This is a genomic window from Xanthomonas hortorum pv. cynarae (genome assembly GCF_002939985.1).
In the GTDB taxonomy this organism is placed as follows: domain Bacteria; phylum Pseudomonadota; class Gammaproteobacteria; order Xanthomonadales; family Xanthomonadaceae; genus Xanthomonas; species Xanthomonas hortorum_D.
In genome coordinates this window covers 21,427-34,962 of the sequence record NZ_MDFM01000029.1, presented here as the reverse complement: position 1 = coordinate 34,962, position 13,536 = coordinate 21,427, and the positions used below count along the sequence as shown (strand labels likewise).

Here is a 13,536-nt window from a genome sequence, read left to right as displayed (position 1 = left end):
CGCCACGGGGTTCGCATGAATGCCACGCCCGCCACTGCCACTCATCTGGCGCCGGCCACCGCCACTCCCGCTGCGCCGACCTACCCGGTCAACCTGCGCATCAACGGTCAGCCCTACCAATTACAGCTCGAAGCCTGGGTGAGCCTGCTCGACCTGTTACGCGACCGGCTCGATCTCACCGGCACCAAAAAAGGCTGCGACCACGGCCAGTGCGGCGCGTGCACCGTGCTGGTGGATGGTCGCCGCATCAATAGCTGCCTCACGCTTGCGGTCATGCAGGACGGGGCCGACATCACCACGGTCGAAGGCCTGGCCGATGGCGAACAACTGCATCCGTTGCAGCGCGCATTCATCGAGAACGATGCCTTCCAGTGCGGCTATTGCACGCCTGGGCAATTGTGTTCGGCTCTCGGCCTGATCAACGAAGGCAAGGCGCACGACCGCGATCAGGTGCGCGAATTGATGAGCGGCAATCTCTGCCGTTGCGGTGCCTATCCGCAGATCACCGATGCGGTGATGGAAGTGCTGGGCAAACCTAGCGACAGCAGCGAGAGCGCCACCACACCGTGGACGCCAGGGACGGTGCCGGCATGATTCCGCTTACCTACACGCGCCCGGACAACGTCGATGCGGCGCTCACTGCACTTGCAGTGCGTGGCGACCCACAGCCGGTGCCTGCCGAAGCCCCCGTGCGTCTGATCGCCGGCGGCACCAATCTCACCGACCTGATGAAGCTGCAAGTGATGCGGCCCAGCCGCCTGGTCGATATCAACCGGCTGCCGCTGGACAGCATCAGCACGCAGCCCGATGGCGGACTGCGCTTGGGCGCGCTTGCACGCAATGCCGACACCGCTTATCACCCGGAGGTGGAAACACGCTACCCCTTGCTGAGCGCTGCGATTCTGGCCGGTGCCTCGCCGCAGATCCGCAATATGGCAAGCAATGGCGGCAACCTGTTGCAGCGCACGCGCTGCGTGTACTTCTACGATCATGCCACGCCGTGCAACAAGCGCGAGCCAGGCACGGGATGCTCGGCCATCGGCGGGCTGACCAAATATCACGCCATCCTGGGCGCCAGTGCGCACTGCATCGCCACGCATCCCTCGGATATGTGCACGGCACTGGCGGCGCTGGATGCAGTCGTGCATGTGCAAGGCCCCAATGGCGAACGCGATATTCCCTTTGCGCAGTTCCATCGTTTGCCGGGCGATCATCCGGAGCTGGACAGCACCCTGGCGCCGGATGAGCTGATCGTGCATATCGATCTGCCCGATGCGCAGCGCTTCGCCGCGCACAGTGCCTATCTGAAAATTCGCGAGCGTCTGTCGTATGCCTTCGCGCTGGTCTCGGTGGCCGCAGCGCTGGAGTTGGCAGAAGACGGCAGCATCCGCGAGGTGCGCGTTGCACTGGGCGGCGTGGCGCACAAGCCCTGGCGCAATCCTGAGGCCGAAGCACAGCTGGCGGGCAAGCCGGCCACGGCAGAGAGTTTCGGCAGCCTGGCCGATGCGTTGCTGCAAGGCGCGCAATCGCAAGGCGAAAACGCCTTCAAATTGCCGCTGGCCCGCCGCGCGATCGTGCGTGCATTGGACGTCGCCCGCGAGGGCACCATCGACAACCGCGGGCGAACCAGCGCGCTGGAGGAATCGCCATGAACGCACGCAGCACCGATCTATCCAACAGCGACCTGACCCCACCGGTTGCCGACAGCGGCACCGGCTATCGCCCCACCGGCACCGGCGTCACCCGCATCGATGGACGCGCAAAGGTCACCGGCCAGGCGCGTTATGCCGCCGAATGGCCGGTGCCGGATCTGGCCTATGGCGTGGTGGTCAACAGCAGCATTGCCAAGGGCGAGATCGTCGCCTTCCATCTCGCCGCCGCGCGTGCAGTGCCCGGCGTGCTGGAAATCGTCACCCATGAAAACCGCCCGCATATGCGCGGCATGGACCTGTTCTACAAGGACATGACCGCACCTGCCGGTTCGCCGTTCCGCCCCTTGTACGACAACAAGATCCTGTACAGCGGCCAGCCGATCGCGTTGGTGGTTGCCGACACCTTCGAAGCGGCGCGCCACGCGGCGCATCTGGTGGAAGTGGAGCTGCTGCAGGACCCGCACGAAACCAACCTGATGACCAATCTGGACCGTGCGCACAAACCCAAGGCCATGAAGGCGGGTTTCTCGCCGCCGCCCAAGGACAAGGGCAAACCAGACACCGCGTTCGCCGATGCCGCCGTCCAGGTCCAGGCCGACTATTACAGCGGCGTGGAGCACCACAATCCGATGGAGTTGTTCGCCTCCACCGTGATCCGCGAGGACGATGGACACTTCACCATCTACGACAAGACCCAGGGCTCGCAGAACAGCCGTTGGTATGTCTCGCATGTGTTCGGTTTGAGCAAGCGCAAGGTCACCGTGCGCAATCCCTACGTGGGCGGTGCGTTCGGCTCCGGGCTGCGCCCGCAGTATCAATTGCCGCTGGCGGTGATGGCCTCGATCCTGCTGGATCGCTCGGTGCGCGTGGTGCTGACGCGGCAGCAGATGTTCACCTTCGGCCATCGCCCAGAGACATTGCAGCGGCTCAAGCTCGGTGCAGACCGCGACGGCACCTTGCGTGCGATCTGGCACGAAGCCATTGCCGAAACCTCACGCATCGAAGATTACGTCGAGGTGGTGGTCAACTGGAGCGGGCAGTTGTACGCCTGCGACAACGTGCATCTGGGCTACAACCTGGTGAGCCTGGACCAGTTCAGCCCGATGGACATGCGCGCACCCGGCGCCGCGCACGGCGTGCATGCGCTGGAAGTGGCGATGGACGAGCTGTCCTATGAGCTCGGCATGGATCCGCTGGCGCTGCGCCTGAAGAATTACGCCGAGGTCAATCCGGCCGACGACAAGCCTTTTTCCAGCAAGGCACTGCGCGCGTGCTACCAGCAAGGTGCCGAGCGCTTCGGTTGGGCGCAACGCCCGTTGCAGCCGCGCGCGCGCAAGGAAGGCAATGAATGGGTCGGCTGGGGCATGGCCACCGGCCAATGGGATGCGATGCAGATGTTTGCGCGCGCGCACGCCGTGTTGCATGCCGATGGGCGGCTGGTGGTCAGCAGTGCGGCCAGCGATATCGGCACCGGCACCTACACGGTGATGGCGATGATCGCCGCCGAAGCGCTGGGCTTGCCGCTGGAACAGGTCACCTTCCAGCTCGGCGATTCCACACTGCCGGTCGCACCGATCGAAGGCGGCTCGTCGCATGTGACCACGGTAGGTTCGGCGGTGGATGGTGCATGCGGGAAACTGCGCGCACGGCTGCTGCGGCTGGCCCAGGCGTTACCGAATTCGCGCTTTACCAAGGCCAAGCTGGACGAGGTGGTCTTCGCCGATGGCACGCTGGCATTGCGCGCCGATGCCGGCACCACAATCGCCTTGCCCGAGCTGTTGCGTGCCGCTCAGCTGGAACAGATCGAAGACAAGTTCCTGCTGTTGCCCAATGTGTTCAAGCAGCGCAACTACACCCGTGCCACCCATGGCGCGGTGTTCGTGGAAGTGCGCGTTGACGAAGAGCTGGGCACGGTGCGGGTAACCCGCGTGGTCAGTGCGATTGCGGCCGGTCGCATCCTCAACCCGATCACTGCGCGCAGCCAGATTGTGGGCGGCGTGGTCTGGGGCATCGGCCAGGCGCTGCACGAGCACACCCAGTCCGATCACCGCTTCGGCCGCTTCATGAATCACGATTTTGCGATGTACCACGTCTCGGCCAATGCCGACATCCACGACATCGATGTGATCTTCGCCGACGAGGACGACCGCATCGTCAGCAGCCTGGGCGCAAAAGGCGTTGGCGAAATCGGCCTGATCGGTGTCTCGGCAGCGATCTGCAATGCGATCTTCCATGCCACCGGCAAGCGCATCCGCAGTACCCCGATGACGCCAGACAAGGTGATGGCGGACTGACGAACGCGGGGCGATGTGCCTGCAATGCACAACGCAACCGACAATTGATGGGGTACGACAGGGCTCAGTGCATCGAATGCACTGGGTCCGTTTCATTTTCGTCACTGGTAGACATCTAGGCGTATTGCGCTACCGCACGTCCATCCAGCGCGCGTGCACGACACCGACGTGCATGACCGGTTCGTGATCGATCTGCAGGCCTCTGCGTTGTCACCGCGCGGAAAGCGAAAGCAGTCTGGTTACCGGGGTCGCCCATCCTGTAGCGTGCACACACACTCCACCCAAGAATCCTCACATGTCTCCACGCACGACGCGGCGCCAGCTGCTGGGTGGCGCCGCCGCGCTAGGCCTGCTCGCGCGCATTCCCACCGGCTGGGCGCTGCCGTCCGGGGCGGTGCGCACGCCTGCTTTCATCGACGCACTGATCGCGCGCATGAGCGTGGAAGAAAAAGCTGGCCAGCTCAGCCTGTTCAGCTCGGCGCAGCAGGATGGCAAGGCGATCGTCGCCAACCCGCTTGCACGCTCTGCCGATGGGGACGATCAGCTGGCTGCGGCCCGCGCCGGGCGGCTGACCGGGGTCTTCAATGGCTCCAACGTGCGCTGGCACCAGCAACTGCAGAAGGCAGCGCTGCAAAGCCGGCTGCGCATTCCGTTGCTGTTCGCCGCCGATGTGATCCATGGCTATACCACCGTCTTCCCCGTGCCATTGGCCGAAGCGGCCAGCTTCGAGCCAGACCTGGCACGGCGCACGGCGCGCGCAGCGGCCATGGAGGCCAGTGCGGTGGGTCTGGACTGGACCTTCGCGCCGATGGTGGACATCGCCCGCGATGCACGCTGGGGCCGTGGCGTCGAGGGCGCTGGCGAAGACGTGCTGCTGGCGCGGCTGTTCGCACAGGCGCGGGTGCGCGGCTTCCAGGGCGATGCAGGATTGGCAAATCCCGATGCGATGGCAGCCTGCCCCAAGCATTTCGCCGCCTACGGCGCGGCCGAAGGAGGGCTGGATTACAACCGTGTGGATGTCTCCGAGCGGACGCTGCGCGAGGTCTATTTCCCGCCGTTTCAGGCCGCCTTCGCTGCCGGTGCGGTCACGACCATGGCGGCATTCAACGAACTGTCGGGCATTCCGGCAACGGCCAACGCGTGGTTGCTGGATGGCGTGCTGCGTCAGGAGTGGAACTACCCGGGCTTGGTCGTGTCCGACTTCAGCGCCGACCAGGAACTGGTTGCGCACGGCGTTGCAGCCGACGACCGCGAGGCGGCCAGGCTGGCCTTCATGGCCGGGGTGGACATCAGCATGGAAAGCGGCCTGTATCTGCGCTACCTGCCTGCCCTGGTTGCCGCAGGCGAGGTGCCGATGGCACGGCTGGATGCCTCGGTGCGCCGCGTGCTGACGTTCAAGGCGGCGTTGGGGCTGTTCGACGATCCGTTCCGGCGCATCCGGCCCAGGCTCGCGCAGTCGCGTCAGCGCCGCGCCGAAACCCTGGCACTGGCGCGCGAAGCCGCATGCAAATCGGTGGTGTTGCTGAAGAACGACGGCGAGCTGTTGCCATTGCGACGCAGCGGCCAGCGCATTGCGTTGATCGGGCCAATGGCGCGCGATTGGCTCAATCACGCCGGGCCGTGGAGCCTGTTCGATGAAGAGGACAACCGCAACACGCTGGCCGCTGCACTGTCGGGCGCGCTGGACGACCCCACTGCACTGCGCGTGGAGGACGGTTGCGGCTTCGATCAAACGCTGCCGGGCGGGGTGCAGGCGGCAGTGGCAGCCGCTGGCAATGCCGATGTGGCGCTGCTGGCAATCGGTGAACCCTTGAGCTATTCGGGCGAGGCGCAGTCGCGCACCGAGATCAGCATTCCCGAGGTACAGCAGCAATTGCTGGCGGCCGTGATCGCCACCGGCACGCCGGTCGTGGTGCTGCTGAGCACCGGCCGTGCACTCGCGCTGGAGGGGCCGGTACTCGCATGCGCGTCGATCCTGGTCAGCTGGTTCCTGGGTTCGGAGGCGAGCGCTGCGGTAGCCGACATCCTGTTTGGCACGCGTGCGCCATCGGGCCGCTTGCCGGTGAGTTTTCCGCACGCGGCAGGCCAGGTGCCCTACTTCTACGCACACACCTCCAGCGGCCGCCCCAATCCGCAGCCGGATGTGCTGGAGCCGTATAAAACGCACTACCGAACGGTGCCCAACACCGCACTGTTCCCCTTCGGCCACGGGTTGACCTATGGCCGCATCGAATACGGCGAGCTGCGCTTGAGCGATACGCGGATGACGGCGACCGGCAGCCTGCGTATAAGCGCGCGCATCCACAACCGCGGCACGCGCGATACGGAAGAAGTGGCGCAGCTCTACATCCGCGACCGCAGCGCCAGCGTCACCCGCCCGGTGCGCGAGCTGAAGGATTTTCGCAAGCTTGCAGTGCCGGCAGGCGGCAGCGTGGCGGTGGAGTTCGTGCTGCGCCGTGAGGACCTGTTGTTTATCGGCCAGGCATTGCAGCCAACCGTGGAGCCCGGCGTGTTCGATGTGTGGGTGGCGCCATCGGCCGAAGCTGCAGGCGTTTCTGCGAGATTTGAACTGCTAGAGTGAGTGCTCTGCGTCGCTCAGTTTGGCGGCCTGGATCTCTCTCCCTTACGTCACCACGATTCTCGACTTCCAGCGTTTGCCTGACACAGGGGAAACTGCCGCGCAGATGCGGGAGACATTCAACGCGCATCTGGCGCGCACGGAACAGAGGCTGCGCACCGTGACACGTATTGATGCGGCGATCAACTTCGCATCGGCTCGACGAAGCGCACCGCTCGCGCGATCCCAGATGTATCGGATAATGAGGCTCGGACAATTGGCGCCGGCCAAGGCATGCTCCCCCAGCGTAGGACAAGCGGCCTGAAGTCCCATGCCTGATGATGCGAAAGCAGCGTTGCGCTGCGGAGCGACACAGCTGATTGAAACTGCACGATGCCTGGGTGGTCGGTTACTCCTGGCCCGACGTGATCTGGCTGCCGGCGACGTCCTGGCCCGGGGCATCGTCATCCGACAATTCCTTCAGCATGGCCACTATTGCGGCATGCGCACCGGCGCCCAGATCACGCGCCTGCATCACGACCGATCGCGCGGCAAGTGTATGCTCGTCGATGTCGCGCAACGCCCCGATATCGTCTGCCAGCCGGGCGCAAAGACTATCTTTCAACGACACGAGCTCTGCGATGCGATCACGGGTCGCAGCCATCTGCTGCAAGGCGTCCTTCATCGCATCTTCAAGTGTCTTGATGGCCTCTGCCTTGCCCTCCGCATCAATCGCTTTTGCAGCGTCCGTCCCCCCAGCATGCCTGTCCAATACCTGCAGCGCTTCGTTCCGGACCTCTACAAGGCGTTGTTCGGCATCTTCAAAAGCCCTGCGCTCCAGCTCAGAGGCCTGGCCCAGTCCATCGAGACGCGGCAGCAAGTCGTCCAGCCTGTCGTCCATATCCCGGAGCTCTCGGTCCTGCACCTCATATATTTCTGCGGTCCGACGCAAGAGAACGTCGACTGCAGACACCAGCGTGTGATCGCACTCGGCAGCGCGCTGTAGAAATTCGAACGCATGTTGAACCGCCGCAATGTCCCTGTTCTCAGCGCGACTGGCGTCCATGTGGGTGCGGAAGTCGTCGTATGCCTTGTCCAGCGCATCGGTTGCCTGATGCACAGCATCGCGACAGGCCTGCAGCGAAGCGAGCCTACGATGCAGGCCTGATCCGGTGATAGCTGCCTCGGTCACGCCGTCGTCTGCGGGTGCAAGCCTGGCCAACAATTGATTGATGCGTTCGCCTACATTGGCCTGTGCGCCACTCACTGCATCTGCTAAAGCGTCGTGTGCCAGATACTGTGCCACGGTGCGCTGGGTCTGCTCCTCGAACCGTGTCAGGTCGCGCGTCAAGGCGCGCAGGTGTGGGCCAACCGGCACGACGCCCATCTGGAGATGGCGTTCGAATTCCAGGTCGCGCGCTTCCTTCAGCCTGGGCCGTTCGCCGCGCGGCGAGGCCGGAACGGATGAGGGAATGTTCGCCCTCTGACGTTGCCCGAGCGCCTGCACACCCACCACCTGCAAAGGGTCCAGTGACTGTCGCAGTGCACGTACTCCTGCCTCGAGCACTTCGGCGCCCTCGATACGATCGTACAGCCCATAACGGAACTGGATCTCTGCCTCGAACAGCTGGTGCGACGACACTGCCGTAGCTGCCACATTCAGCAGCGGCAGGCCGACGCGACTGGTCACCGGGTTTTCGTCGGTATTGTGCACAGCGATAGCCGCCAGACGGTAGAGATCCGGCGACCGCTGCGCGGCAACGAGCGCATCACGCCAGGCCATTGCACCTGCGGGCTCCCGCAATCCCAGTGCGGCTGCAGCCTGCGCGTGCTGTTTGACCTCCAGCGCGTCGTTGATCGCGACAATTGCCTGTGGCCGCATTTCGAACACGAAGCGAACCTGATTCACGTTGGGAACATCCTTGAACCTCTGCAATACCTCGCCCAGCCCGGGAATCTTGCGACGCAGCTCCGCAACGTCGCGCATCTTCTCGCCAAGCGCGTAATGACCAATGGCATGGCTGACCACCGCGTCGAGCGATTCGCGCCCGAACATGTTGATCTCCACACGTGCGCCAGGAATGATGCGCGCACGCTGCTGGATGGCGGCAGCGTCCTCTTGCCGCAACTGGTGCAGCAGGTCGACCATGGCCGCGCGCTCGGAGGGCGAGCCGCCCTTCCATAGCGAGGACGCCTCGGCAAGGGTGGCTTGTTCGGCGCACGCACGTTGTTGTGCCAGCGCCGGACCCTCCAGCAAGGCGCCAGCTTCGATCGCACGCGCCTGCGCCCCCTGAATACGTTCGATTGCTTTCAGCAGTACGTCCCGTCGCTCGCCAGGTGTCGCCGGATATCGCATTCCATCAAGTTCGGCCATGCTCTCCGGGATGATCTCTTCGAGCCGTTTGCGCATCGCGTCCCATGCCTGCGGGCTAATCGGCTGGGCGGCTTGCGTGTCAAGCGTGCGCTTGTAGCTGGCGGTCCCCAGCAAAGGACCGGTGCGCGTATCGTCCAATGGCGCATCGGTCGGCAGTTGCACGTCGCTGGAGGCCACTCGAACACCGGCCAACTGCAGATTGCCGGCACCGGTAACCGCGTTGACCAGCCGTGCGAAATTTCGGCCAAGCACCGACGTCAATGCGCCCGAGAGATTGATGCCGCTGCTGACCTCGGCAGTGAGGCCGACGCGGCCCTGGAACTCGAGTCCGATGATCTCTTGCCACGCATGGTCCAGATGCAGCTCCATCTGGCTCCATTGCACACCGGCCTGCGCCGTCATGCTGAACGGCAAGGAGGCCGAGACTGCGCTACGCGGGTTGTCGGTGCCGGCTGCGTCTGGCGCGGCGTTGGGTGCGACGGGCTGTCTTGGACCGTAAGAATGCCGCACCGCGAGCGGCTGTAAGGTCAGGTTGACGTTGAGCGATCCATTGGCATTGGTTTCGAACAGATCCAGCCCGATCGCCCCCTCGTTCACGCCTGCACGCAATAGCTTGGTGGTGTCGTCATCATGACGATCAAACAACAGCCTGGCGAACTCAGGAATCGTCGATGGCGAGAGGATGACGGCTGCGCCCACGCCATGTTGGTAGGTACCGCCTGCGCTGAGATTTGCCGCCCCGCCCCACGTCGCCGACAAGGTCCGTGCAGGATCCGCATCGTAGACATGTGCGCCGGTTCCTGGGCCTGGCCGCAGATCAATGCGTATGCCTGCCGTCCCTGACGCGGTCGCTTTGGCATGCCGAACGAAGAAGGCAACCAGTCCCGCATCGCCGTCCTTCGAGTCGCCGATGCGTTCGACACCCAGCGCGTGGATGGCTTCGCCGCCCATGCCGACGCTGACCGGATTGAGATCCATCCATTGCGTAGAACCGAGCGAGCCGCGCAGCTCGGCAGAGCGCACTCTGCTTGTGAAGAACGTGCTGCGATTGAACAGGTCCTGCAACACATCGATCATGCGCGCAGCCATTTCGTCCGGGGCCGCGCCTGGCGACAGGCCGATGCTCTTGAGCAATTGCAGCTGACGCGCGCTCCCCGGGGTGGCGACTTCCTCGCGGAAGGTGGTCACCACGTCGTCGAAGGCCTCCAATTCACGCCATGACGACAGACCCAGCTTCGCCAGGGCTCGCAGCCCGGATTGCCGCTGCCTTGCGTCGGCCGCCTCCAGCGCCGCCGCATCATCGACATCCAGCAACGCGTTGTACTCCATCAGACTTGCGAGCAGGCATGCACTGCGCAGGGCATGCGGATCACTCGACGCATCGGTGGCGCGACCATTTCGGATCGGCAATCTGACCCCGGCAGCCTTGAGCCGATGACTGACCTCGCGCAATTCGGCCAGTTGTGCATGCTCCATAGCGGTCAACGCCTGCGGATGCAGCGACGCACCGCCGGCCAGCGCAGCGATGCAACGATCCAAGTGCGGCAACATGTCATCGCTGTTCTGTACCGTCGTGCGCATCACGGCCGAACGCGCCCGCCGCCAAAGCTCGGCGGCGCGATAACTTGCGGTCGAACTCGCGCGCTGGGTGCACCCGCCATCCGCCATGGAGAAATCGGCAGCCAGAACGCCCTCACGGAACCCGATCTTGCGCAGATCGCGCAGCAAGCCAGCCAAGGTTGTTTTACGCAGCGTCGTAAGTCGTTCGTGCTGGCTCTGCGACAGCGCGGCAGGCTGGTGCGGACCTGCGGCACCGGCAATACGCGCCTCTGCCAGTACCGGCAAGGTGTCGAACATCTCAAGCGCCAAAGACAGGACCTGCTCTGCCTCGGAACGGAAACGGGCGAGCCGCCGTTGCTGCGTGGTGGGGGCGTATCCAACGCCAGTCCACCCGGCCACGGCACGCGCAGTGCCACCGGCAACGTCCGTGAGCACCTTTACGAGCGCAGCGGCCTGCGCGCGGCCGCTCTGTGCGAGCACCCGTGCATTCGAGCGCAGGCTCAGTGGATCGGTGGAGGTGGTCCCCAGCAACGTGGTGCTGACCGCCGCATCGTGGTCCGGTGTCCTGAGACGGCTTGCCTGCTGCCGATTGACCCGTGCATTGGAGCCGGACTGGGTGCCGGAAACGGCCACGTCATCAGGCGACGCATGCGCAGCCACGCGTGCAGGCAAGCGGGCCCGGTCGGGACCGGTCATCGCTGGCAGCACCGTGTGCCACTGCGCGCCGAGCCGTAACTGCAGCTGTCCGGTACGCGTGGTTCGCAGCGCACTCGGGAGTGGAGAGGTCTGCGGCAACGTAACCGGAAAAGCCTCCCACCGGTCATGGTCGTGCGAAAGACGGTGCACGTGTGCAGATCCATCGCCGGGTTGGCTCAAGGCGTACAAGGCATCATCCAATCCCACCGCGATCGCGACAACGCCTTCCAGCGCGGGCACGTCCCCGCTGTTTCGATCCGCATCGACCTTGATCAATCGCCCCGAGGCGGCCATCACCACAGCGCTGCGGTCTGCATGCACCGCCGCCTGCGCGATGTCTTCATCGAAGCGGGCGATCGGCAGGCAACGCACCTCCACCACGTCCGGCACCACGGCGAGCGGCCCACCCGAGGGTGTGCTGGGCGCCGCATGAGCAGCCAGCCAGGTGGTGCGCCCGGGAAGCTTGAGCTCGACCAATCGGGACGGTGCGGCCAGCAGTGCGAACACCGGACGACGATCGACAAAACCGCGCGGACCGCTATGCAGGGAGACAACGCCGGTCAACGGCGCGCCGCCGGGAAGCGTCAGCCGCTCCCATGGCTGGTTCGGAGAAGGCGAGTAATGCAGTACGCCGTCCAGATGTCCCAGTTGCGCGTGCCCATCAAGCACCACCCGCGACTGCATCGCCTCATCCGCAGGCATCTGCAGCCCCTCGCTGCGCATGAGCAACAACGGACGATCCAGCATGAACGCCGGCTGGAACTGCGCTTGCCCTGCCGGCCGCTGCAGCGAGATGCGCCTGCCGTCGCTGTGTTCGAGCAGAAGATGCACGCTGTGATCGGTCGACAACCCCATGGAGGTCACCGCCCAGCCCTGCTCGCTGCCCATCGGGCGAGGCAACGTCAATCGTCGCGCGACAATTGGCCCGCTCCCGCGCATGTCGGCTTCATACACACGTCCCTTGTCATCAAGCACCAAGGCAGCGGCATGCGCCAGTGGCAACACATCCACAGGCATCGCAGGTGTCGACTCGAAGGCCGGGCCGCCAGCTACCGGACGCGTCAGTTCCACGACCCGGCCGGGCTGATCGTCATCGCAGCGGCGCAGTACACCAGCATGGAGCATGCATGGCCTGCCGTCCGCATCGAACCGCAGCAAGGCGCCTTCGGGCGTCGGGCCCACCGCGATGGACATCTGCTCGTTGCCGGCACGCCAGCACAGCTCGCCTGCACGGACGTACACACCGCCATCGGCCTGCCGGCCAAGCATGCAGAGATGAGCAATCGCATCACATGCCGGTGGCAGCGGTACGGCTGCCCAGTGCCCGGACGCCTCGACACGATGCAGTTGGTTGGCACGCAGGGCGAAACATTGCCCGTCGGCAGCCTGCCAGATGCCGGTCAGCTGGCCGATCGGCGGATCGGCCAGCTGACTGGCGACCTGGTCGGCCGTCGGCGTAGTACCGGTGCGGCGCTCGACCGCCGGATGCACGGTAAGAGCTGCGATCAGCAAGCCGGGGATGGTGGTGAAGAACGCCTCGTTGCGTGGCATGCGCGAGTCGTCACGATCCGGCATGTAGCGCAACAGACGTCCACCGCCACCCAGACTGGATTCGCTGTGAACGACGGGCCGACGCGCCAGACACGCCTCCATCAAGCTCGTGACATCGCCGTCTGCGGCAGCCGCGCCCTCGAGGTGCATGCGAGCCCGCCGTCCACCATGCGATGAAACGTTCTGCACGTGGAGCGCAGCATTGGCGGTCTTACTGGATGCCCTGCGCCCCGCCCGTGCAGGCAAGGCGCCCAGGATGTCGGCCGCAGTCTCGGGTGCAGGCCTACTCTGCGGTGAAGCCGTCGCTGGTTCTGCAGGCTCCAGCGTTGGCGTTTGTCGCGACTGACTCGAACGTGTGATCGAATCCGGTAAGGTCATTTGAATAGCCCAAAGATATGGATACTAGACATCGGCATCTACTGACGACGATCTCGCATTCTCTGCAACGCCCACGCGCGGCTATGCAGCAGGCGTGCGAATCCACGACGCCAGAAAATGCATGGGTCCGATCGCTGGCTGGAAATGCATTCGAACCGCTGCGATACCGGAGATGCACAAGGCATCCGACCGCTGAGGCGAAGCAGTGCTTACGTCCCCAGCTGCGCAAGCCGAGCGCACAGTCACGCAGCGCGGTCCATCTAGACCATCGCGCGCGGTGTTTGCACGCGCACTGCTGGCCGAAACATAAGCATCGTGATCAATACAGACCGACGCCGGTACCGTTGCATCTTCCACAATCAAGCACATGCCCGTCTCCCTCCCAGAAGAGTTGGCACATCGCGCGAGCACATAGTGTCCTAAGAACCCTAGACACCCAGCTTGGGTTAGTCCCGATTACCTTAGTTCGATTAT

Annotated in this window: 5 protein-coding genes; 4 read left to right on the top strand and 1 reads right to left on the bottom strand. The window is 64.5% G+C overall.

From position 1 onward, the window contains the following. Positions 1 to 15 precede the first annotated feature (15 nt). The 4 genes from XcyCFBP4188_RS17580 (at position 16) to XcyCFBP4188_RS17565 (ending at position 6,527) form a co-directional block, all read left to right on the top strand. A complete protein-coding gene (locus XcyCFBP4188_RS17580) occupies positions 16 to 594 on the top strand; it encodes a (2Fe-2S)-binding protein (protein WP_006450813.1) in 579 nt (192 codons plus the stop codon). Continuing rightward, entirely contained in the window at positions 567 to 1,652 is a 1,086-nt protein-coding gene (locus XcyCFBP4188_RS17575) for an FAD binding domain-containing protein (protein WP_006450814.1), read from the top strand. The genes XcyCFBP4188_RS17580 and XcyCFBP4188_RS17575 overlap by 28 nt, the downstream gene beginning before the upstream one ends. Further along, a complete protein-coding gene (locus XcyCFBP4188_RS17570; RefSeq protein ID WP_104592538.1) occupies positions 1,649 to 3,946 on the top strand; it encodes a xanthine dehydrogenase family protein molybdopterin-binding subunit in 2,298 nt (765 codons plus the stop codon). Before XcyCFBP4188_RS17575 ends, XcyCFBP4188_RS17570 begins: the two co-directional genes overlap by 4 nt. Before the next feature lie 295 nt (positions 3,947 to 4,241). Then, positions 4,242 to 6,527: a glycoside hydrolase family 3 N-terminal domain-containing protein gene (locus XcyCFBP4188_RS17565; protein ID WP_104592537.1), complete on the top strand. Its 2,286-nt coding sequence runs from the start codon at positions 4,242 to 4,244 to the stop codon at positions 6,525 to 6,527. Positions 6,528 to 6,912: 385 nt separating this feature from the next. Here XcyCFBP4188_RS17565 and XcyCFBP4188_RS17560 read toward each other — a convergent pair whose 3' ends face one another. Then, positions 6,913 to 13,062 carry a transducer protein car gene (locus tag XcyCFBP4188_RS17560; RefSeq protein ID WP_104592536.1) on the bottom strand — a complete coding sequence of 2,050 codons (6,150 nt, stop codon included), beginning with the start codon at positions 13,060 to 13,062 and terminating at the stop codon, positions 6,913 to 6,915. Positions 13,063 to 13,536: the final 474 nt, after the last annotated feature.